Origin of the sequence: Polaribacter sp. 11A2H (assembly GCF_011379025.1) — a bacterium.
Classification (GTDB): Bacteria; Bacteroidota; Bacteroidia; order Flavobacteriales; family Flavobacteriaceae; genus Polaribacter.
The window spans coordinates 253,978-278,807 of the sequence record NZ_WTLD01000002.1 but is presented as its reverse complement, the minus strand read 5'-3'; the positions used below and the strand labels follow the sequence as shown (position 1 = coordinate 278,807).

Annotated in this window: 15 protein-coding genes; 5 read left to right on the top strand and 10 right to left on the bottom strand. The window is 31.1% G+C overall.

The features are described from left to right. Positions 1 to 38: 38 nt before the first annotated feature. The 5 genes from GQS58_RS03500 to GQS58_RS03480 all read left to right on the top strand — a co-directional run bounded on the left by GQS58_RS03500 (position 39) and on the right by GQS58_RS03480 (position 9,887). Positions 39 to 812, top strand: a complete 774-nt coding sequence (locus tag GQS58_RS03500; protein WP_166382904.1) for an SMP-30/gluconolactonase/LRE family protein — start codon at positions 39 to 41, stop codon at positions 810 to 812. A gap of 483 nt (positions 813 to 1,295) precedes the next feature. After that, a complete protein-coding gene (locus GQS58_RS03495; protein WP_166382902.1) occupies positions 1,296 to 1,460 on the top strand; it encodes a hypothetical protein in 165 nt (54 codons plus the stop codon). 400 nt (positions 1,461 to 1,860) lie between these two features. Next, on the top strand, positions 1,861 to 4,887 hold the full coding sequence (locus GQS58_RS03490) for a SusC/RagA family TonB-linked outer membrane protein (RefSeq protein ID WP_166382900.1): 3,027 nt from the start codon (positions 1,861 to 1,863) through the stop codon (positions 4,885 to 4,887). A gap of 15 nt (positions 4,888 to 4,902) precedes the next feature. Next, complete coding sequence (locus GQS58_RS03485; RefSeq protein ID WP_166382898.1) at positions 4,903 to 6,432, top strand: RagB/SusD family nutrient uptake outer membrane protein; 1,530 nt, start codon at positions 4,903 to 4,905, stop codon at positions 6,430 to 6,432. An 83-nt stretch (positions 6,433 to 6,515) separates the two neighbouring features. Beyond that, complete coding sequence (locus tag GQS58_RS03480) at positions 6,516 to 9,887, top strand: VCBS repeat-containing protein (RefSeq protein ID WP_166382896.1); 3,372 nt, start codon at positions 6,516 to 6,518, stop codon at positions 9,885 to 9,887. Positions 9,888 to 10,171: 284 nt separating this feature from the next. On the opposite strand, the gene GQS58_RS03475 is transcribed toward GQS58_RS03480, so the two are convergent. From GQS58_RS03475 to GQS58_RS03430, 10 genes are all read right to left on the bottom strand, one after another. Then, positions 10,172 to 11,407 carry a T9SS type A sorting domain-containing protein gene (locus tag GQS58_RS03475; protein ID WP_166382894.1) on the bottom strand — a complete coding sequence of 412 codons (1,236 nt, stop codon included), beginning with the start codon at positions 11,405 to 11,407 and terminating at the stop codon, positions 10,172 to 10,174. A 236-nt stretch (positions 11,408 to 11,643) separates the two neighbouring features. Then, on the bottom strand, positions 11,644 to 14,124 hold the full coding sequence (locus tag GQS58_RS03470) for a glycoside hydrolase family 2 protein (protein ID WP_166382892.1): 2,481 nt from the start codon (positions 14,122 to 14,124) through the stop codon (positions 11,644 to 11,646). 20 nt (positions 14,125 to 14,144) lie between these two features. Then, positions 14,145 to 15,425, bottom strand: a complete 1,281-nt coding sequence (locus GQS58_RS03465; RefSeq protein ID WP_166382890.1) for an Ig-like domain-containing protein — start codon at positions 15,423 to 15,425, stop codon at positions 14,145 to 14,147. Between the two features lie 5 nt (positions 15,426 to 15,430). Continuing rightward, a complete protein-coding gene (locus tag GQS58_RS03460) occupies positions 15,431 to 17,644 on the bottom strand; it encodes a beta-agarase (RefSeq protein ID WP_240914554.1) in 2,214 nt (737 codons plus the stop codon). A 36-nt stretch (positions 17,645 to 17,680) separates the two neighbouring features. Beyond that, the gene (locus GQS58_RS03455) at positions 17,681 to 19,048 is read right to left on the bottom strand and encodes a family 43 glycosylhydrolase (protein ID WP_166382888.1); all 1,368 of its coding nucleotides are present in this window, start codon (positions 19,046 to 19,048) and stop codon (positions 17,681 to 17,683) included. 27 nt (positions 19,049 to 19,075) lie between these two features. Beyond that, positions 19,076 to 20,710 (bottom strand): sugar porter family MFS transporter, encoded by a 1,635-nt coding sequence (locus tag GQS58_RS03450; protein ID WP_262887947.1) that lies wholly within the window; start codon positions 20,708 to 20,710, stop codon positions 19,076 to 19,078. Next, positions 20,665 to 21,783 (bottom strand): glycoside hydrolase family 117 protein, encoded by a 1,119-nt coding sequence (locus GQS58_RS03445; RefSeq protein ID WP_166382884.1) that lies wholly within the window; start codon positions 21,781 to 21,783, stop codon positions 20,665 to 20,667. Before GQS58_RS03445 ends, GQS58_RS03450 begins: the two co-directional genes overlap by 46 nt. A gap of 15 nt (positions 21,784 to 21,798) precedes the next feature. Beyond that, the gene (locus GQS58_RS03440; RefSeq protein WP_166382882.1) at positions 21,799 to 22,845 is read right to left on the bottom strand and encodes an aldose epimerase family protein; all 1,047 of its coding nucleotides are present in this window, start codon (positions 22,843 to 22,845) and stop codon (positions 21,799 to 21,801) included. 22 nt (positions 22,846 to 22,867) lie between these two features. Beyond that, positions 22,868 to 23,962, bottom strand: a complete 1,095-nt coding sequence (locus tag GQS58_RS03435; protein ID WP_166382880.1) for a mandelate racemase/muconate lactonizing enzyme family protein — start codon at positions 23,960 to 23,962, stop codon at positions 22,868 to 22,870. Positions 23,963 to 24,031: 69 nt separating this feature from the next. Continuing rightward, positions 24,032 to 24,826, bottom strand: a complete 795-nt coding sequence (locus tag GQS58_RS03430) for a gluconate 5-dehydrogenase (RefSeq protein ID WP_166382878.1) — start codon at positions 24,824 to 24,826, stop codon at positions 24,032 to 24,034. Positions 24,827 to 24,830: the final 4 nt, after the last annotated feature.

Below are 24,830 nucleotides of genomic sequence, written 5' to 3'. Positions count from 1 at the left end.
CACCCATTAAATTAGAAGAAAAGGTAGCTTATAAAACCATGGGATATTTAGAAAAAGTAACGGATGACTTTTACAAACACGTTCCAAAATCAACAAAAATAGAAATAATTTCTGAAGGTTATATTTGGACAGAAGGACCTGTTTGGGTACCTAAAGAACACTGTTTATTATTTTCTGATGTTACAGAAAATACCAATTATAAATGGACGGAAAAAGAAGGTGCAAAACCTTTTTTAAAACCAAGTGGGTATACCGGTAAAACAAAAAAACTACAAGGTTCTAATGGATTATTTTTAGATAATAATGGTTATTTAATTCTATGTCAAACAGGAGACAGAGTTATTGCTAGATATAAAGGGAGTTTTACAAAACCGATGTCTAACTTCGAAGTAATTGCCAATAATTTTGAAGGAAAAAGGTTTAATGCTCCTAATGATTTGGTAGTTGATAAAAAAGGAAATATTTATTTTACAGATCCTAATTTTGGAATAGAAAAAGGGACAAAAGAAATCGATTATCAAGGTGTCTATAAAATAGACATAAAAGGAAAAGTAACCTTGTTAACTTCTAAGTGGAAAACACCAAACGGAATAGGTTTATCTCCAGATAATTCAAAATTATATATTGCCAATTCTGAGCCTGCATTGTTTATTTCTTATAACCTTTCTCAAGATGGAACACTAAGTAATGAAAACATTGTTTTAGACATGAGAGAAGCTTTAAAGAAAAGTATTGCTAAACAATTGCCCGATGGAATGGCTGTAAAAAAGACGGAACTATATTTCTTACAGGTCCTGATGGTGTTTTTGTAATTGATCAAAATGGTAATCATTTAGGAACTATAAAAACAGATAAATTAACATCTAACTGTGCTTTTAATGATGACGAATCTGAACTATATGTTTCTTGTCATGAATTAATATTAAGAATAAAATTAAAATGAATATGAAACCATTTTTTAGAAAAATTATTTAAGAAAACAACTGTAATTGGAGTTCTAAGAAGATATGATAAGGAAACAACCTTAAATATTGCAAGAACATATCAAAAACAAGGGTTTACTAGCTTAAAGGTTACTAGAAATAACCTAATGTTTTTGATCTTATTGAAGTATTCGTAAAAGAATTTGACGGAAAATTAAATATTGATTGCGGAACAATTTTGTCTATTAAAGATGCAAAAAAAGTTTTAAAATCTGGTGCAAATTTTATTGCAACACCAATAGTAGATAAAAAAGTAATTAAATTCTGTGTAAAAAAAATTCTGTTTTTCCTGGTGCATCTTCACCTACAGAAATGTTTACTGCTCATAAATTAGGTGCTAAAATGGTAAAGGTTTTTCCTTCTGCCAACAAGAGGCATCTTTTAGAAAATATGGAAGCATACAAAAATGCAGGAGCTAAAGCTTTTGGAATGGGAGGTTTCCTTTTTGACCCAGAAATGATTGCTAATAAAGATTAGGATGCGTTAGGAAAACATTTTAATAAATTTTGAAATAAAAAAATACCTAATCAAAATATAAAATCTATTTAAACTAACATAGATAAACATTAAAACACTTAATTTCAAATAGTTAAAATCAACACTAAACAATATCAAGTTTATGTCAAGTTTATGTCAAGTTCAATTTTACTGTTTTTATTTTAATAAAAAACAACTTTGTATTAACCAAATTTTAAATTCAAATTAATCATATGGCAGAATAAAATAATGAAAAGGTAATGTTACCAATTACTCCGTAATTCTTTAACATTTACTTTTAAACCGATTAAAAGTAAACAATAGCAGAACTTCTTAGATTTTATAAACCTAAAATCAATAGAAACAATTAATTAACAATTAACAATAATTAAATTAGTATATGAAACAGCAAATTACTAAACTAATAAGTAAGAGTTTCTTGTTAGTGTTATTACTAACATTAATGAGTGCACAAAACTCCTATTCACAAAAAACCATCACAGGAACAGTTAGTGATGAAAACAAAATGCCTATTCCTGGTGTAAGTATTCTTAAAAAAGGAACAACAACGGGTACAACAACAGATTTTGATGGTAATTTTACCCTTTCAGCATCTACCGAAGATATTCTTATCTTTTCTTTTTTAGGATATGCAGCACAAAATATTACAGTAAAAGAACAAACAGTAATTAATGTTGTTCTTGCTGAAGATGCAAGCCAGTTAGAAGAAATTGTAGTAATCGGTTATGGTACTGCTAAAAAGAGTGATATTACAGGATCTGTATCACAAGTAACTGCTAAATCCTTTAAAGACGCACCCGTTGTTCGTGTTGAAAATGCATTACAAGGTAGGGCTTCTGGAATAACTGTATCTGGAGGCGGGCAACCTGGGGCAGATATAAAAGTAAGAGTAAGAGGGGTTAACTCTGTTACAGGTAATAATAACCCACTAGTAGTTGTAGATGGTGTTTTTGGAGGAGATTTAAAATCATTGAATCCAGATGACATTTCTTCTATGGAAGTCTTAAAAGATGCATCTGCTTTAGCTGTATATGGCTCTAGAGGTTCCAATGGAGTTATTTTAGTAACTACCAAAAAAGGAAAAAGTGATAAAACTAAATTTACTGTAAGTCAGTTTGCATCCGTGTCTTCTTTTGCAAAGAAAATTGATAAGTTAAATTCTGGTCAATTTGCTAGAGTTTTAAATAATGAAGCATCCGATCAAAACAACCTTCCTTTTACAACTCAACAAATTGCTAATTTAGATGCAAACCCTATTGATTACGAAGATTTAATATCACAAACGGGTATTGGATCCAATACACAAGTATCTATGAGCGGTCGTTCAGACAAAATAAATTATTTTGTTTCTGGTAACTATTTAACACAAGAAGGTACACAAATTAATACCAATTATAAAAGAGGTTCTTTTAGAGCTAATTTAGGTATTGAAGTAAATGACAGGTTAAATATTGGTTTCAATGTTTATGGAAGTAGAGAATATACTTTAAACAACCAAGATGCTTTTGCGCGTTTTAATGGTAGTATTTTACTAAAAGCACTAACCTGGGATCCTACTTCTCCTGTAAGAGATGCAAACGGAAATTATATTTACAGAACTAGTAATGCAAATAATGGATATAACCCAATCTATAATTTAACGGAAAGTAAAGATGAGGTTATAGGAGATCGTTTAAATGCAACTTTAAATCTAAATTATAAAATTAATGATAATTTTACCTACACATTAATAACAAATGCAACAAGATATAATGGAAATACAGAATCTTTTAGATGGGAAAAAGACCCTGCACAGGGTGTTGGATCTAGTTTTAATATTTTATATTATAATAATTATAAACAGACTACGCATCAAATTAGTAACATTCTAAATTGGAAAAAATCTTTTAATAAACACAATTTAGATATAACAGGAGTCTATGAATTTCAGGGTGCTGTTTCTAAAACCAATGCTTATAGTGCATTTGATGTTAATGTTCCTAGTTTTTACCATGGAGACAATAGTAATAACGAATTTTTCACCAATGGAGGTGCTAGAACTTCTATTCAATCTTATTTAGGACGTGTTAATTATAATTTTGATAACACAATATACCTTACAGGTTCTTTAAGAGTAGATGAATCTTCTAAATTTCTAAAAGGAAATAGAACAGGTTATTTCCCTTCTCTTGCTGCTGCTTATAGCTTAAATAAATTAAAATTTATTGAAGATGGAGAATTTTTATCTAATTTAAAATTAAGAGCAGGATGGGGACAAGTTGGTAATGAAAACATTAATGCACTTGCCTCTTCTTCTATTACGAATGATTCTGGTTTGTATTCTTTTGATGGTAATACAGCTCAGACCGGGCAAACGTTAATTCAAATAGGAAACCCAGATTTAACTTGGGAAACCACAACTCAAATTAATGCAGGTGTAGATTTTGGTATTCTTCAAGGACGTTTTACGGGGTCTTTAGATTATTATAAAAAAACAACTAAAGATCTTTTATTACAAACAACTGTTACAGGTACTTTATATCGAAAATATGAAAATGTTGGTGAGGTAGAAAATAAAGGTTTAGACATTTCTCTTTCTGGTGATATTATTAGAAATGATAACTTTAATTGGAATACCTCACTTAATGTTTCTCTCTTAAAAAATAAAGTTATAGCACTAAATGGAGATTTAAATCAAATCCCTGGTAATAACTTAGTAATTGGAGGTTCACAAGCTAGAGTAGATGTTATAAAGGTGGGAGAACCAATAGGTACATTTAACGGATATACTTTTTTAGGAACTTGGAAAACAAATGAAACAGCATTAGCCGCTACTTTTGATCGTGTTCCTGGTGATCCAAAATATTTAAGAGATGAAAACGGAGAATTCGTTTTAGGTCCTATTGGTAATGGTTTACCAACAACTTCTTGGGGCTTTAATAATAGTTTTACGTATAAAGATTGGAATTTTAATATCTTTATTACTGGTGCTACCGGATTTGATGTTTATAATTTTGTTTCTGCAGCATTAAACGGAGGAGCTGCTGCTTTTAGAGATAATCTATCCCCTTCTAGATACAATACTTGGACAGCTGCTAACGAAACGGAAATTCCTAGAAATGGTGCTAGCAACCTTTTAAATTCATCTAGGTGGATTGAAGATGGTAGTTTCATTAGATTAAGTAATGTTAAGTTAGGTTACAATCTAAAAAACTTAATAAAAGGTGTTAGTAAACTAGAAGTTTATGCAAGTGGGCAAAACGTATTCCTTATAACTAATTATTCTGGATATGATCCAGAAGTATCTTCTACCCCAATAACATCTGACCCTGGAATTTCTGCGCCTGTAGATGGTGGTGCCGGATTAGATCAAGGTGCATATCCAAACCCAAGAACATTTACGTTAGGGCTAAAATTAGAGTTTTAATCTAAAAAAAAAAAAATGAACAAAATAAAAATAAGTACAAAATATAATAAAACCGCTAAGTTATTAGTAATTTTTATAGTTGTTTTTACTACCTTAAATTTTCAAAGCTGTGCAGAATTAGATCCAGATCCTTTAGAATTTAATTTACCTCCAGAAGTATTTTCTAATTTAGATGAAATGGACAAAGGAATATCTGGTATTTACAGTAAAATAGTAAATGCATCTAGATGGACTACTTTTTATGCTCCTGCTTGGGCGGGTGATGATATGACAACCTGGGCTTCTGGTAATAAAGCCGATTTTAGAGAGTTTGACCAAAGAAATGTACAAGCATCAAATAGTAGACTATTATCTAACTGGAATGCAATTTTAGATGTAATTAACACTACAAATTCAGTTTTAGACAGGTCTAAAGGTTTAGAAAATTTAGCAGTAGATCAAGATTTATTAAATAGATATATTGGCGAAACTCACTTTATAAGAGGTATTATGTTCTACCAGTTAGCTAGAGTTCATGGTAGAATTCCTCTACCACTAACTACAATTCCTGATCCAAATATTTCTAGAGCAACACAATTAGAAGTATTTCAACAAATAGAAGCAGATTTATTAGAAGCAGAAAAAAGATTACCTAATGTTTATCCAAGTTTAAAAGAAGGTGCTTCTAGACCTAATAAGGGTTCTGCTAAAAGTATTTTAGCTCGTTTATATATGGATTGGGCTGGTTTCCCTTTAAAAGACAACAGTAAATATACAGATGCAGCTAATATTGCTAAAACAGTTATAGATAATGCTAGTACATATAAATTTGGATTGGTAGATGACCTAGAAAACTTATGGACAGTTGCAGGCAGATTTAATAATGAATCTGTTTTTACACTTACTTATTGTAACTCTTGCGGTGATGATAGAATTGCAAATTGGAAATATGGAATTGTAGGTTTAAATGATAGTGCAGGTGGATGGAGTGAAACATTTGGTGAAATTAAATTTTATGAAGATTTCCCTACAGGACCTAGAAAAGAAGCTACATATAGAATGGATTTAGATTGGAGAAACTTTAGTTCTGCTAAAGATCAAAAAAGTCCTATTTTTAAAAAAATAGCAGGTCCAAAAGGAGATTTACCAAACTCATTTATTACCAATAGAAACGACTTCTTTATGCGTTATGCAGAAGTTTTATTAATCTATGCAGAAGCTTCTGCTAGATCAGGTGCTGTAACTGCAGATTCTTGGGAAGCATTAAATAAAATACGTCGTAGAGCATCTGGTTTACCATTTGCTACACCAGATGCTACCGTAGATCTATCTAGTGGCGATTTAGCTGAATTAGCGTTTACAGAACGTAAATGGGAGTTTGCAGGAGAATATTTAAGATGGTATGATTTAATGCGATTAGAACGTGTTCAAGAAGTACTAGGTAATAGAACTCCTTCAGGCACAATTGCAGAACATAATCAAATCGCTGGTAGTTTAAGTACTGATAATTATTTTTCTCCTATTCCTGCAGAAGCATTAAATAACAACCCTAATTTGGGTAATTAATTTTTAAATATTTAATTTTAAGTAAAACGGTAGGATATTTTATATGTCTTACCGTTTTTTACTTATAATTCTTATAAAAAAACATGTCAAACTTAACTATAATAAATACAGCATTTTTTGTTAAATCAATCTTTTTTTTAATATTGATTTCTCTTTTTTCTTGTGATAAAAAAATAAAAAAGACCATTATAAAAGTAGACGTAAAAAAACTCTTCATTACCGTTTTACCTAAAGATTCTGGAGTCGATTTTCAAAATTCATTAATAGAAAGTCCAGATGCTAATTATTTTCAATACAATTACATGTATATAGGTGCTGGTGTTGCTACAGCAGATTTTAATAACGACGGATTGGTCGATATTTTCTTTTCTTCAAATACGTCAGACAATAAATTATATATAAATAAAGGCAATTTTAAATTTGAAGATATTTCTAAAAAAGCCGGAATTATTAAAAGACCAGGCTTTGATACTGGTGTAACTATAGCAGATGTTAATAATGACGGCTATCTAGACATCTATCTATCTAGAGGTGGTTGGATTGATGAAAATCATCAATTTGCAAACATGTTATATATTAATAATGGCGATTTAACATTTACAGAAAAAGCAAAAGAATTGGGTTTAGACGATGAAAACAGAACCATAAATGCCATCTTTTTTGATTATGATAATGACAACGATTTAGATGTTTTTGTTTCTAATGCAGGAGATATTATTAATAGAAGTCAAACAGATATTATAGATCTTTTAGCTTTACAAAAAGATCCAAAAACCATCACCCTAAAAGGTAGCGATCGTTTATATAATAATGATGGTACTGGTCATTTTACTGATGTTTCTATAAAATCTGGAATCTTACCAGAAACCGGGTTTGGTTTAAATCCGCAAGTTGCCGATTTAAATAATGATGGTTTTTTAGATATTTATGTTAATAACGATTTTAACATACCAGATTACGTATATCTAAACAATGGAAACAGTACTTTTTCTGAAGGCAGAGACAAAGTAATGAAGCACATGGCTTTTAATACCATGGGCGGAGATGTAGCGGATATTAATAATGATGGTCTTTTAGATTTAATGACATTAGACATGAATCCGGAAGATTATATTCGTTCTAAAACCACAATGGGTATGACCTCTATTGAAAATTTTGAATCTATGACAAAGTCAGGATATCATTACCAATACATGCACAATATGTTACAAGTTAATAATGGCAATGGAACGTTTAGTGAAATCAGCAAAATGGCAGGAATTGGAGATACCGATTGGAGTTGGTCTTTATTATCCGCAGATTTCGATTTAGACGGGCACAATGATATTTTTGTAACAAATGGCGTTTTTAGAGATGTAATTGATAGAGATTCTAACAATAAAATTTTAGCTACTTTACGGGCAAAAGGACGAAAACCAACCAAAGAAGATTTCTTTGAATATGCTAAAATGCTACCTCAACAAAAACTAACTAACTATTTCTTCAAGAATAACAGCGACCTAACCTTTAAAAATACTTCGGATGAATGGAATAGTGGAAAACCAACATTTTCTAATGGAGCTGCATATGCAGATTTAGATAATGATGGTGATTTAGATTTAATTGTAAATAATATTAATGAGCCTGCAACTATCTTAAAAAATAACGCTCGTGAAATAGAAAACGGTAACTTTTTACAATTTTCTCTAAATGGTCCAAGTAATAATAAATTTGGAGTGGGTACAATTGTTAATTTATATATGAATGATGGGGCTATACAAACTAGACAACTAATTAATACACGTGGCTTTTTATCTGCCGTTTCCAATAAATTACATTTTGGAATACATAAAGATGCTAAAGTTTTAAAAGCAGAAGTAGTTTGGCAAGATGGTAAACGTCAAAAAATACAGACCCCTGCTATAAACACAGCTATTGTTTTAGAATATTCTAACGCTACAGACATTCCTAAATCAAAAAAAACAAGGCTTTCTACACTATTTTCCGAGGAACAATTTAAGTATACACATAACGATCCTTATTTTAATGATTACCACAAGCAAGTATTATTACCGCATAAATTATCTCAAACAGGTCCTGCGGTAGCTAAAGCTGATATTAATAATGATGGTTTTGATGATGTCTATATTGGAGGAGGAAGAAAACAAGCTGGTAAATTATTATTAAGTACCCCAAACGGGAGCTTTAAAACTACTAATATTCCAGATTTTATTAGAGATCGAAACCAAGAAGATGTTGGTGCTACATTTTTTGATGCAGACGGGGATGGAGACCAAGATTTATATGTGGTAAGTGGTAGCTATGAATTTGGTCGTTTACCAAAAATGTTATTAGATAGGTTGTACATCAACAACGGAAAAGGGAAATTTAGTAAATCTACTACCGCCCTACCAGAAATGGTTTCCGCAGGTTCTATTGTTGTCGCTAATGATTATGACAATGATGGAGACCAAGATCTTTTTGTTGGCGGAAGAGTAATCCCTGAAAAATATCCGTTTGCTCCAAAAAGTTTTCTTTTGGTAAATAATGGTGGTAAATTTACTATTGCAACACCTAGTCTTGCTCCAGATTTAGAATTTATAGGCATGGTTACAGATGCCGTTTGGACAGATATAAATAATGATAATCAAGTGGACTTAATTGTTACTGGAGAATGGATGGGTATTGAAGTTTTCATCAACAAAAATGGTAAACTTATAAAAAGCAACGAGTATCTAGCATTAAAAGATGCCAAAGGTTGGTGGAATAAGATTTTAGTTTCTGATGTTGATAATGATGGAAATAAAGACATTATTGCAGGAAATTTAGGTACAAACTATAAGTTTCATGCATCCAAAGAAAAACCATTTCATATTTATACAAACGATTTTGATTTTAACGGTGTTCAAGATATTTTTTTAGCAAAATACTATAATAACAAACAAGTTCCCGTTAGAGGAAAAGGTTGTACTGCACAACAATTACCACATTTAAAAAATAAAATAAAATCTTACAATGAATTTGCCAATAGTGATTTAGAAGGTATTTTAGGCTCGCGAATTAAAAGCGCTTTGCACTACGAGGTAAATCAGTTTAAATCAGGTATTTTTAAAAATGATGGAAAAGGTACATTTAAATTTGAACCATTTTCTAATCATGTTCAAAAATCACTTATAAATAGTATTATTTCTGAAGATATAAATGATGATAATATTAATGACTTAATTCTAGCAGGAAATAATTACATGTCTGAAGTAGAAACTACCAGAGCAGATGCAGGAACAGGTGTTCTATTACTAGGTGATAAAAAAGGGTTTTATAAATACGTGTCTAATGTTACCACTGGTTTATTTGCTGATAAAGATGTAAGAAATATGTTAATTCTTAATTCTAAGAAAGGTAAACTACTGCTTGTTATCAACAATAATGATACACATAAGTTATATGCGGTTCTAAATATATCTAAAAAAAATTAGTGAAATAAAATACAATATTTATACAAGCATATTAATTATATTTAAGGTGTTTATAATTACACAGCATTAGCATGATTTTACTTAACTCTTTGTTATACTCTTTTAATGTTTATTATAAACAAATTATTCCTTTAAACGGAATAGAAACTAAATAAAAAAAGGAGGTTAACAATTGTTAACCTCCTTTTTTTATTATATTATAATTAAATTTTAAGTCTTAATAAACTTTATCAAAAAAAATAAATTTTATACTGAGTTATTCATTTATCCAAATAAAAATAAATTTAGTTTTTTAGAATTTTTTGTCTACTAGTAGATCCATCTTGAGCAGAAATTTCTAAGAAATAAATTCCTTTCGTTAACTTTTGTAAATCAAAATTAACAGCGGCATCATTAAAATTCTTTGAACAGATTAGCTTACCTCTTACATCAAAACAATCTATCTTATTAATTAATTGACTAGCATTAATTTGTATTAATTTAGAGGTAGGATTTGGGTAAATATTTACTTTAAAATTATTTTTTACATCCTTTACAGATAAACTACTAGTTGGTTTATAGGCTCTAATCCAATCAATCTTAAATGTATTATTTTCTATGTTTGATAGCTCCGAATTTGTAGGAACAACAGACTTTTCGTTTGCTTTTCTCCATCCTTGTTCTTCAACAGTTATCATAATATCCATTGCTTTAGATAGCCCTGTTCTAGTATCATTGCTTGAGTCCCCTTGATTTACTGAATTAGTAAAAAACAAAGGATCTATTTGATCTTTTCCTTCCCTTTTAGATACTTGAACACCATCTATAAAATGGTAAATATGCCAAGGGTCTTTCCAATAAACTCCATAGGTGTGATATGAATCTTTCCACTTAATATTTCCATTTCCGTCGTTTCTTCTTATCCAAGTTGGGTTTGGAGCTGGATTTCCATTTCCAGATGCTAGTTCACTTGGTTGCCAATCTTTAAAAGGTGATCTTATAAAGACGTGATGACTTACATGCATTCTTTCTCCCCACCAAGAAAGATCTTCTTGTGCACTATCTGAATATGTAGCGCCATAGCCTTCCATAAAATCTATTTCTTGTGTATCGTCTGGGCTTAATAACCAAGCTCCATTTGCTAAAACAGAGTTCATTATTTTAATTTTCGCTTCAATATAAACAGGATATTGAATTGTATTATTAGAATGGATCGCACCTGCATTAACACTACTACTTAAATATCTAGTAGCTGTTAATTTTAGTTCACCTCCATTAACTGATGAATGTTGTCTAGTCCATACTGTAGAACCAGGACCTGTCCAAACATTATGATAGAAATCATCCCACTTACTTTTAAAAGTAGTTCCTTTATTTGCAGCAGGTGCTGTATAATTAAAATCGTCAGAAACATTAGATTGTAACACCCAAGTATCTCCTCCATCTAATGTTACAGGAACTGCAATTCCGTTCCAATCTTGGCTTGCTAAATTTGAAATACTAAACAAACAGATTAATATTAATAATGTATTTTTCATCATACTCTTTATGTTTTCAGCTAAACTAATTAATATTGTAATTAAAAGTTACTTTTTTAACTGAACTAAAACTTGACAAGCTAAATACTTCAACAAAAACTGCATAAAACTCACTAAAAATCAATACCTAAGACCTTTACAACTATTTTTAATTTTAGGGAAATTAGAGAAAAAAAAAAGAGATAACTCAATATAAAATTGAATTATCCCTTTTAAAATTATAAAATAAGCTTTACTTTTTACTCAAAACCTCTTGCAATTGGCATTTTTTGATCCGCTTCTGGAACTCCATCTTCACCACCTAAACTAGGGTAATATCTAAAGTAACTAGCCCAACCAAATTTTTCCTTCGTTTCAAAAGCTTCTAAACCAATAGCTCTTAATTCTTTTCTATCTTTTTCTTTATCTGCTACTAATAACATATAGTCATTTTCAGAAATAGAATTTCCATCTGCATCAACAAGAGAAATTTCTGTATAGAATTTATCTCCTATTACTCCTGGAACTTTACAGGAAACATCAACAAATTTCCCTGAACTATCTCCTCCAATTTCAGAAATATCAAACGTTTCTACTTTGAATACAGATTTATTATTATCCAAGTATTTGATAGTAACTTTACAGTCTTTAAATGATTTATAATAATCATTTACAACCCATAATTCTCCTTTAAATTCTTCTCCTGGTAACCAACGTCTATTATTGTGTTTCATCGTAACTAAAACAGGTTGATATGCTTTTCTCACATAGTCAAAAGATAATTTTTTCTCTTGATAATAATCTACAATTCCCCATTTCATATCTGGAGCAAAAGTGATATAGTGACAAATACAAACAGCACTTGTTTTAGGTTTTCTCGTTCTAAAATGCTCTAATGCATATTGAAAAATAACCCCTTGTGAAATTTGAGTAGCTTCAACAAATTTTTCTAAACCATCTCTACTTTGATCTCCTAAAACTTCAAAATTTAAAGTTCTTAGTGCATCAAAATCTGTCCAATGGTGTCCCCAACTTGGTCCTGGAGGCCATACTTCATCCGCAGGAATAAACTTCTTAATACTTTCTACATTCGGACAAGAAGAAATTGCTAATTCAGGAATTACTGCAAAATCTAAACTAGGGAAATATTCTTCCATTACAAACTCTCCTTCACCATAGAATAAATCATTCGCATGGAAACTTTCGTTTGGTTTAAAACCTAAATTTAAACCAACCTCATCACTTAAAGGTGAAGAAGGTATAAAATGTAAAGGTGTATAAGGTTTAATAGCCTCACCAAGTGCATTTACAAATTCTAAATTGTGTTCTGGGTCTGAAGCTGTCATAAACAATTCTTCTGAACCTTCTAATAACACTAAACAAGGATGATTACGTTGCGCTTTTACAGATGAAATAGCTTCTGCAAAAACAGCTTGTTTAAATTCTTCATCTTTTGGTAAAGACAAACTTGCTAATGGTAAAACATCTTGCCAAACTGTAATACCTGCTTCGTTACATAATTTGTAGAATAAAGGAATTTCTTCTGGATGCCAACCAAATATTCTTAAGTTATTAAAGTTACATTCTTTTGCTAAACGAATTAACTCTACATATTTACTTGGATGTGCACGACCCATAAAAATATCTGGTGGTCCTCCCCAAGTTCCTGAACGCATAAAATGACGTCTGTCATTAATCATAACTGTCCAAGGATTTTCTACCTGTTCTAAAGTAAACCCAGGATTGTGTACCATTTTTACTTCACGAATTCCAAAAGAAGTATCTGTTGTGTCTAATAAAGTATCTTCACCTTCAATAACAGTAACTTTAGCATTATATAAGTTTTGATCTCCTAAATCCCAAGGCCACCAAAGTTTTGCACCATCAATATCTAAACTGATTTCATAGTTATTAGTTCCTTTAGAAACTTTAACTTTTTGCTGAACTTGATACGTTTTAGATTCGAAATTTTCACCTTCAACTTCAATGTTAATAGCTATTTCTCTTTCAGCATCTTCATGATTTTTTAACTCAATTTCTACATCTAAACGAGCAGAATCTTCAGTTAATATAACCGGTTTTACATACGTATCTTCAATAGTAACCTTACCTGTTGCTTCTAAATAAACTGGTTTCCAAATTCCTGTTGGAGGTAAACTTACCCAATAATCTCCATGCCACGCAGGTTTACGTCCTGCAACTTGACTATATCTTCTTGGTGCTGGATGTAAACGAACCATTAAAACATTGGTTCCGAAACGCAAGTTTTCGAAACGAATATCTTCTGATACATCAAACTTGAATTTTGAAAACATTCCTTCATGAGAACCTAAAAATTTTCCATTCAACCAAACATCACATCCAAAATCTACACCATCAAAAACCAATTGAATGTGTTTCTCAAACATGTTTTTAGGTACATCGAACTGACGTTTATACCACCATTCATTTTCTGGAACCCATTTTGCTTTTACACTATTTCTTCCAAAATGCGGATCCTCTATTCTACCTGCTCTCCATAAATCTGTATACACATCTCCAGGAACTTTCGCAAAAGACCAATTAAATGAATCTCCTGTAATATCAAAGTTTAACTCATGAAAACCAACTTTAACACCTTCGTCTGGCCTTATACCTTCAAATTGCCATTTGTTTCCACTTAAATCAAAAACAACTTTTTCGTTAGACTCTTTGCCTTGTTCAGCTAAGTAGTCTCTTTCTTCTTGACTAATATTCTTCATTTATCTCTATTTTTATATTCTTATTTATCTTCTAATTTCCATGTTCTTACCCAATCAATTCTCATGGTATTAATTGTATCATCACCTAAATCTGATTTAGGAGGAAGACCACCTAGATAGTTTCCTTCATTCGTCCATAAATCAAATATTATTTCTAAATCACGCGTAAATTCACGACCTGCATATGTTTGTCCCCCTCTATCTTCACCTACTACAACACTTCCAGCAGGTTCTCCATTTAAGTAAAATTGAATGTGTTTAGCATCTTTCCACCAAACTCCGAAAGTTTGATATGCTTCATTCCATTTTACTCCTTTTAAAGGATTATTATTTGATAAATTGGTGTTTATAAAATTGTCTTCATCTCTAATTTCCACTGGAGATTTACTTGCATCAGCATGAAAATATTGCGAATTCATTCTTGTTGGAAATTCAGGTTGACAACCATTGCAAGAAGGTTTTGAGTTGTTCTCGATAATATCAATTTCATCTCTGTTATTAATATCACCATTATTTAACCAATATGTATTGTAGGCAGAAATGTGAGAAGATTTTATTCTAGCTTCTGTGTACATAGGATATTGTGTTTCAGCTATAGAATGAATTCTTGCTGTTTGAAACCATCTCCCATCAGGGTTACTTTCATTTAAAGTTGCTTTTAACCACAATTTACCGTCTGTAACTCCTGAGTTTTGTATAGACTGAGACATGTAAACGGGAGCAGGATAATTCCAAGTAGATTTAAACCATTTACTGCTATCCCAAGAATCAAATTCATCAGACATCGATTCAAACTTTACCCATTTTTTATCTGTTGGAGTTGTATCTTCAATAGAAACAAATGAAGGAAGACTTGGATCAATATTACTAAAAGCACTAGCACTTGGTGCAAATTTTGTTACAGTTATTGCAACCGATGCAGAATCTACATCACCATCAACATCTGTTATATTATATGCAAAACTGTCATCTCCAAAATAATCAGCATTAGGGATATATTCAAAAACACCATCACTTACTTCAGTTATAGTACCATTAGTTGGATCAGTTTTTATACTATAATTATCAGTACCTCCACCATCATTTCCTAAATGATCATTTGAAGCTACATTTACTTGATTTGAAGTCCCAGAGCTACTATTTTCATCAACACTTAAAGTGTCATCAACTGCTGATGGTGTATCGTTTATTTCTTGTGGTTCTTCGGGCTCTGTTGAGCTACTTCCGCAAGCAACTATAACTATCGTAGTTATCAATAAAATAATTAAATTTGTTTTTATATATCGTTTTTTTAATCTCATGGTTTTTATTTTTTTGATAATGATTGATTAGAATTCTTGTTTTCTAAATTGTTATTCTTTCTATATTCATACATAGAATAGGTAGTTTCTTTTACTTTTTCTATAAAATCTTCATGAGGATTGTCTGTAATATCAACAAAACCTACATTATAGTTTTCTCCATCAAAACGTCCAGTATTTGGTTCATCTATATATTGAAACCAATGAGCACCAACGATATTTGGGTTTCTTAATGCTCCTTGTATATAACTTTTAAACATTTCTCCTCTTTCTGTTTGGTCTTTTGCAGCTTTAATTCCTACATGTAGACTTCCTCTATCTAAAGCACCAAACTGAAACTCACCAATCATAACTGGTTTATCAACTCCTTTTGGTAACGAAAAATCTGCAATGCTATATTCGTATTTATTAAAGCTCATAATATCTAAATAATGACTCGCAGCTGTTAAAACAACATCATTATTTGCCCAAGCAAATCGGCAACCTAAATAGTTTTGATTTGGAGCAACCGATTTTAACTCTTCATTAATAGTTCTAAAATATGTTTCTGCAATTCTCTTATAAAAATTAACTAAATCTGTTTTTGCGAATTCTCTATTAGGTATTTCTGTAGATGTTAATAAATGTTCCCAAGATTTATAAGACGATTTCCAAGAGATGTTTAAAGCATTAACCATTTTGTATTTCTTTTTTAAATCATTGATGAATTCTATCTTTGCAGGTTGATTTTCTGGACTTTTTAAAGTACCAACAGCCAAAGAACCTAACTGCCCCCAAGACAATTCGTTATCAACAAAAAAACCTAAACACCAAGGATCATTAGCTCCTCCTTTTTGAGATTCTACAGAATTTCTAACAGCTATTCTAAAATTAGGATCAAACACATCATGAAACTTTCCCCAAAAACCTTCTGAACCTTTTATTTTAGGTGTATCTTTTATCCAAATAGAACCAACATATGCTGTCCTTTTTTGTTTTGTTACTCCTATATCAGACATAAAACCAACGGTATTCATCCCCCAATCTTTTATTCTTTTATGAGCAACATCTTGAAATGTTTTTAACCAATCATCACCATATTTTTTATATAAATTATTCTGATAAAAGTTAAACGTTTTATATGGTCTCTTATCTTTATAAAAACCATGGGTTGCATAATCTACTTCTTGATAAAACTGAGCAGAAGAATCGTCTTTTTTTGGTAAATATTCAAAATAATTTTCTCGTTGAGAAACACCTGTAAAAACCGAGTTTGAAGCGACACAGTTTAAACCTGCTGTCCAAAATAAATATCCTTCTGGGTCCACCATCCACCATTTATCTGCTACTTTTTCTGTTCTAAAAAAACCTGTTGCTTTTAATTTTGGTCCTTTTAACCAACCTCCAAAAGTGGCTCTATCTTTTGGCCCTTTACCGTTTTCTAAATAAGCTAATTCTGCCTTAGCAAATTCTTTAATTTCTTTATCAGAATGAATTTTATTTTTCCAATCTTGATGTTTATATTGTCCATATTTATCTATGAAAGGTAAAAATCCATCAGGGCTTTTTTCTTCATATTTACCAACAGCTCTAACATTATCAATTGTAAAATTATTAGGTTCTGTATTGTATCTAGAACAGAAAGTTAGCTCAGTAACTTTCGTTAAATCTGCTTTAATCTGTCCAGGAACTCCACGTAAACCATTAATCTTTATTTGTGGTTTAAAAATCCAAGGAGTCCAAGCTAAATTAACAGTGATTGTTTTACTTTCTCCTGGTTTTAAATCGATATAATCTGAACAATACCATCTTAACAACCCATCAGGATCATTACCAACAAAAAGTTCTACTTGCATTTTTTCATCACCCACATTAGAAACATCTGCTTTTACTTGATAGTAAGAGGACAAATTCCAAGGTTTTCCGTTAGGGCTCATTAATTTTACGCCCGTTTCTCTTAATGTATTTCCGTTGTTAACTTGTAAATAATTATTTTTTTCTGATGAAATAATTTCGAAAGTTGCATCTTGAGGTTTTACTAATTGAGTTTGAGTTTCATTCTCAAAGTCAAATAAAACCATACCATCTTCATTTGTAGAATCATTTTGTGAAATATTACTTTTAGAAGAATTACAACTCATGAAGTTAAAGTTTATAATCAACCCAATTACTATAATCAGTTGCCATTTATTCTTTTGAAGAATATCCATTGAAGTTTTTATTTTAGTTAATTTCTTCATTTTTTATCGTTTTTATTAGAGCAGTTCTTTTATTTTTTAAAATACAGAAATATTTTTAATTTCCCATGTGCCACTATCTGCATTACAAGCAGGTTGCACTGCCATTTGCATTAACCTAGCATTAACTTCTTTAAAATCTAAAAGGTTAATAATGTATGTTACATATTCTGTACTATTTGACTTTATTGGGATTGTAATCCATTCTTGTTTTTCCCAATCAATTGATTTTGTACCTGAAGTCCAAAAACTGGCATCTTCATTTCTAGAATAGATAGCTACTTTCATTTCGGTTGCAGCACTATTATTTTTGATTGTATAAGAAATTTTATTACAAACTCTCGTATCTGTATATAACCAAGGCGCACTTTCTATAATTGCTTTTTTGCCTGATAAATTACCAGTAAGTATTCCTTTTTCTTTTAAATTTACTGTTGTACCTTGTAATGATTTCCAACCCATTGTACTGTTTTCAAACTTCCAGTTTCTTCCAGGACCGGGATACATTCTATCATCCTTAGGGATAATTACAGTTCCATCTTCATTAAAGAACACAGGTTTTAGACTTGCTCCGCGATAAAAAGCACTGATGTCATGATTTTCTTGTAACACATACCATTGCTGGTCTTTCCATTGAAAAAAACTTGTATGACCCCCTGCTAAGAAAGCTCCTTTAAAATTGTATGGACCATATAATTTTTTAGACATTGCATATTTGTTCCCATAAACTAAATAATACCAATCTCCTCTTTTAAATAACGTTGGTTTATCATCTGTAGAAATTTCTTTTCCTGTTGCATCAATAACAGAAATAGAAGTTGGTTTACTTTCTAAAGACTTCATATTTTTAGATAATGTGGCCATGTAATAGGTGTTCACTCCAAAACAAATAGTGTAGACATCGTTTTCTATATATATTTCTGGGTCATATGGATTGACAGGTACAATTCCTTTTGGTAATAAAGGTTTTCCTAATAAATCTTTGTATTCTCCATCTATTTTATCTGATACCATAACACCAGTATCTATATTTCGATTTGAAAAAAACCAATAATATTTTCCATCTCGTTCACAAATATCACCTGCCCAACAATTTGGTTGATCACCAATATAAGTTTGAGTAGGTAGAATACTTTTATGGAAATTCCAATTTATTAAATCTGCGGATGACCAAATTTCCCATCTATCCATTGGAAAAGCACTTTTTGCATCCCAGGATTTATCATGACCAGCAATTATAAAAACGGTATCATTTTTAACCCAAGCATGAGGATCTGCCATACCATGTTCTGGTACAATTATATCTACTTTTAAAGCATTTGGATTAACGCCTACAAATAGTTGCTTTTCTTGTTTACAAGAAAGCAATATTATAACACAAATAAGTAAAGTTGATATATTTTTCATTTTATTAATCTTTAGCTAAATACATAATTATTTAACTAACATTTCTTCTAATTCTTCCAAAGATTTTCCTTTAGTTTCAGGTACTTTTAACCAAATAAAGACGAAACCTATCACTGCAAATATTCCGAAAAGTAAAAATGTACCTGCATTACCCAGCGATGCTAATTCCCAAGGAAATAACAATTGAACTAAAAAGCCAACACCAAGATTTATAAACCCAACAAATGCAATAGCAATACCTCTAATCTTAGTTGGAAATAACTCTGAAAATAGCACCCACATTACTGGACCTATAGACATTGCAAATGCCCCAACGAATCCTATAATTCCGATAAGAATTAAAAGCGTATTCATTTTGGCAGAAGCTGTAACAAGGGTAGACTCATGTATTCTTGCACTTTCTTCACCTAAAGTTGAAACTATTGCAGCTTTAAAGTCAAGATCGTTTTCAAATACTTTATCTTGAAGTTGCACAATTTGGTCATGATTAATTTCTTTTGGAAGATTTGCTATTGCTTCTTGTGAAAGCGTATAAGTAGCATCATTAAATCCATAACTTAATAAAAATAAACAAATAGAGATCCCTGCCATTCCAATAATTAACAAAGGTTTTCTTCCAAATTTATCAATAACTAGCATCGCTACTATTGTAAAACCTAGGTTTGTTACACCTACTAAAGCAGCCTGTATAAAGGATGCATCTGTACCAATACCTGTTTGTTCAAAAATCATTGGGGCATAAAACAAAACAGCATTAATACCAACTATTTGTTGAAAAACACCAACAATTATTCCTATGATAATTACTTTACGCATTGATTTTTTAAACAAATCACTAACCTTAGATTTTGCTTTATTCTTATCTTCATGGATATTTTGTTCTACTGCATTCATTTGTAAAACTGCTTCTTCTTCAGAAACCACCTTTTTCATGATTGTTAAAGCCTCTTCTTTCTCATTTTGAGTCATTAACCACCTTGGACTTTTGGGTACCAAATTTAACCCTAAGTAATAAAAAATTGCAGGAACAGCTTCTAAACCTAACATCCATCTCCAATTCCATTTATCAAAACCTAACGTTTTAGTCCATTCTGCATCAGAGTTACCCCATTTAAGAATTAAATAGTTTGTAAAAAATGCGATAGAAATACCCAATACAATGTTTAGTTGATTGAAAGAAACTAATTGACCTCTTTTTTCTGGAGGCGCAACTTCAGCAATATACATTGGTGCTATAATTAATGCTGCACCAACAGCAAAACCACCAATCATTCTAAAAATAATTAACCAAAAGAAATTCCCTGCTAAGGCAGAACCCACAGCAGAAATTGTAAATAATATGGCTGCAAATTTTAAAATTCTTCTTCGTCCATGTTTATCACTCATTGGGCCAGCAATTAGCATTCCAACTGCTGCTGTTAAAGTAATTGAACTTACTGCCCAACCTAATTGTAGTTTTGTTAGATTGAATTCTGGTTCAATAAATTTTACGACTCCAGAAATTACTGAAGCATCAAAACCTAATAAAAACCCACCCAAAGCAACAATAGCTGCAATTTTTATTACAAAGAATTTGTTAGTTGACATATTTTTAGTTTTAGTTAATTCGTTTTTTACTATGTTATTTTTTCTCCTTTTGCAGTATGATGTGTCATTTCCCAAGTTGTAAACCTTTGGATATATTGATAATCATCATTCATATATTTATGTGTTAAACCCCAACGTAAAATATGAGTAGGATGAACTTCTTGATTTACAGATCTGTTTAAACCTATTGCATGAGGAGCTCCTTTAATAACACTTTTAATTTCAAAATTAATGCCATCTGGAGACCATTGAACCGTATTTTTCTCTGGTCCATCAGTAGTGATTAATGATGCAATACCTCCATTATATTTCCAAACACAAATTTCATGTCCGCTATTTGAAATAGGATTGTATTCCGATTTCACATAAGGTCCTTTTGGGTTATCAGCAATAGCAACTCCATGTCTTATCTGTCTTCCTCCAAATGTGATAGCTTCACCCATTTGTTCTCCTTTGTAATACAAATAGAATTTACCTTTAAAAGGTATAATACAAGGGTCATGTACCTTATGACTATCAAAATCTCCTTTTTTCTCTACTGCAAATCTATTTTGAGTTTCACCTTTCCAAATACCATTATCAGCAGGTTTTAAGATTGGTTCCTCACTTTTTTGCCAAGGACCATAAGGTTTATTTGACCAAGCCAAACCAACTTCATTTTTTATACGAACTGTATAATCTCCTGTTATAGTTTGATATGATAAATAAAACATACCTTCATGCTCCATAACTTCTGGTGTAAAAACAGAACGATTATCATAAGTTCCAGATTCACCTCTTTCTACAGCTAAACCTTCTTCTTTCCAGGTAATACCATCATAAGAAGTTGCGTACCAAATATCACATCTATCCCAAGGAAAAACTTTGTCTTCAGCAATGTTTCCTCCAAATCCTTGAGTTGGCCCAATACTTCTGCTGTACCAAACAAAATATTTTCCTTCAAACTTTATAATAGCACTAGGATCTCTTCTTACCACTCCTTCTTCATAAGCTAAATCACCTTTCAAATCTTCAATCTGATAATCAAAAAACCAATCTTTACCCAAATCTGTTGGCCATTTTAAAGCTCTTTTACTTGCTGCGCTTAACTTACCTTTATTAGTAATTCCTAAGAAATCTTGCTGCTCGTCTGTTATTTCGATACTCATATTTAAATTTTATTCTTAATATTTAAACTTATAAACAGTTGCACTTTTATATTCTTCTCCTTTTTTTGTTATCGATTTTGGTGAATTTTTAATATTTGGACCATTTGGATATCTCTGTGTTTCAAAACAAAAACCGCTATATTTTCCAAATTTCTGACCATTTTCTCTTTCTAATTTGTCTGAAGTATACGTTCCTGTATAAAATAGTACACCAGGTTCTGTTGTTGATATTTCTAACGATCTACCACTTTCTTCACATAAAAATTTAGCTACTTTTTTTAATTGAAAATCACTCTTATTAAAAATGTAATAATGAGCAAACCCATCATTCATTTTTTTATGTATTTCCTTAATTTTTTTAGGGCTTCTTAAATCATCAACTTCATTATCTAGGTGTACAATTTTATCTAGAGCTGAACCTGTTTCATCCATTGCTAACTTTTTGTTTGCCAAAATTGTAGCCTCATGATTTTCTATTGATTTATTAAAACCTGATAAATTAAAATATGTATGATTCGTTATTGCTAAGGGAGTATCTTCATCAGGAACTGCATTATATTCTATACAAAGTTCATTTGCATTTGTTAAAGTAAAAACCACTTTAATAATTACATTACCTGGAAATCCTTCTTCAAGATTTGCACTAACTAAAGACATCTCAACACTTGCTTCATTATTATTGTCTACAATTTTAGCATCCCATATTTTTTTATCAAAACCTTCAACACCTCCATGTAAATTATTGTTACCACAATTAGTCGCCAATTGATAAGTTAATCCGTTTAGATTAAATTTAGAATCTTTAATTTGTGCACAATATCTTCCAACAGTACTTCCAAAATATGGAGCGTTTGTTTTATATTCCTCTAAAAAATAACTCTCAAAGTTGTTAAAACCACAAACAATATCTTCTAGCTTACCAGACTTATCTGGTGTAATTATAGAAGTAATTGTAGCTCCGTAATTGGTTATTTTAACTTCAACCCCATTAGCGTTTTTTAAACAAAATAGATTTACCTCTTGCTCTTTAAAAGTTCCAAATATTGATACTGCAGTACTCATTAATATATTTTATTTAATGCTATTAATTTTGCTTATAAGGAGCTAGTTTGTCCCAATTAAATTCTACTCCAACCCCTGGTGTATTAGGTGCTACAGCTCTATAATTTTCTACCACTAAAGGTCTCATTGTATATTCATCAATAGGAAAACTATGTACTTCTAACCAACCTGCATTGGACTGAGAAGAAACTAAACTTACGTGCAATTCTTGCATTCCATGAGAACAAGCAGGTATGTTATTTTTGTCTGCTAATTTTGCTGCAGCTAACCAACCTGTAACACCTCCACAATTGGATGCGTCTGGTTGTACAAATGCTAGTTTAGATTGCTCTATAGCATATTCAAATTCATGAATAGTATGTAAGTTTTCTCCCATTGCTAAAGGAAAACCTGTTGCATTAACAATCTCTGCATATCCTTTGTAGTTATCAGGAATTGTAGGCTCCTCAAACCAAGTAATATTATATTTTTTAAAACCTTCAATTGCTTTAATTGCTTTTTCTACACTCATAGAATAATTAGCATCTACCATAAAAGTAACATCTGGACCAATAAATTCTCTTACTGCTTTTATACGATCTAAATCTTCTTGTAAATTTTCTCTACCAATTTTAATTTTTACTGCATTAAAACCATTTGCTAAATATGTTTCCATATTCTTTAACAACTTTTCTAATGGAAACATTAAATCAATTCCACCACAATATGCTTTACAAGTATTATTTGTTCCACCTGCAACTTTCCATAAAGGTTGATTAAGTTTTTTACAACGGATATCCCACAAAGCAATATCTATTGCAGAAATTGCGAAAGAAGCAATTCCGCCACGACCTACATAATGAATGTGCCATTCTAAAAAATCGTAAATACTTTCAATATCATCACCATCTTTACCAATTAGCGCTTCTGTAAAATCGTATTCTACCATTGCTTTTATAGCACGACCACCTTTACCTCCAGTATATGTATAACCAGTTCCTTCACTACCATCTTCTAAAGTAACTGTAACGGTTACTAATTCAAAATGAAAATGGTCTCCATGTTTAGCATCAGAAAGTACTTCTGCTAAAGGAACTTTAAATAATTTGGTTTCTATCTTTGCTATTTTTGTACTCATTACATTGTTTTATGGAATAAAAAATAAACGGGTTTTTACAGCATTTATAAAAACCCGTTTTATTAAATATTAAATTTCATTCTCTCCTTTTACATAACCAAAGTTTGCAAGGATTCCTCCATCAACATATAAAACTTGTCCATTAACAAAATCTGCTGCTTTAGAAGCTAAGAATAATGAAGCATTACCTACATCTTCTGGTTCTCCCCATCTGTTTGCAGGTGTACGTGTCATTACCAAATCGTTAAATGGGTGACCGTCAATACGAATCGGTTCAGTTTGAGCAGTTGCTATATAACCAGGCCCAATTCCGTTTATTTGAACGCCATATTTTGCCCATTCACAACACATATTAGCAGTCAATAATTTTAAACCACCTTTTGCTGCTGCATATGCTGATACATTTTGACGACCATAAACGCTCATCATAGAACACATGTTTATAATTTTACCTTCTCTACGCTCAATCATTCCTGGAGCAACACGCTTCGCCATAATTAAAGGCGCAACTAAATCTACATTAAGTACTTGCTCAAAATCAGAAATTGGCATATCTAAAATTGGAATACGCTTGATAATCCCTGCATTATTAACAAGAATATCTATAGGACCTACTTCTGCTTCAATTTGACTAATTCCTTTATCTACACCTTCTTCACTACAAACATTGAAGTTAATTGTAAAAACATCAATACCTTCTTTAGCGTATTCTGCTTTACAAGATTCTAGTTTTTCATCATCAATATCGTTAACACACAGTTTAGCACCTGCTTTAGCCAAAGCTTTCCCACAAGCCATTCCAATTCCGTGAGTTCCTCCCGTTACAAGAGCGACTTTACCTGATAAATTAAATAATTCTTTCATTATA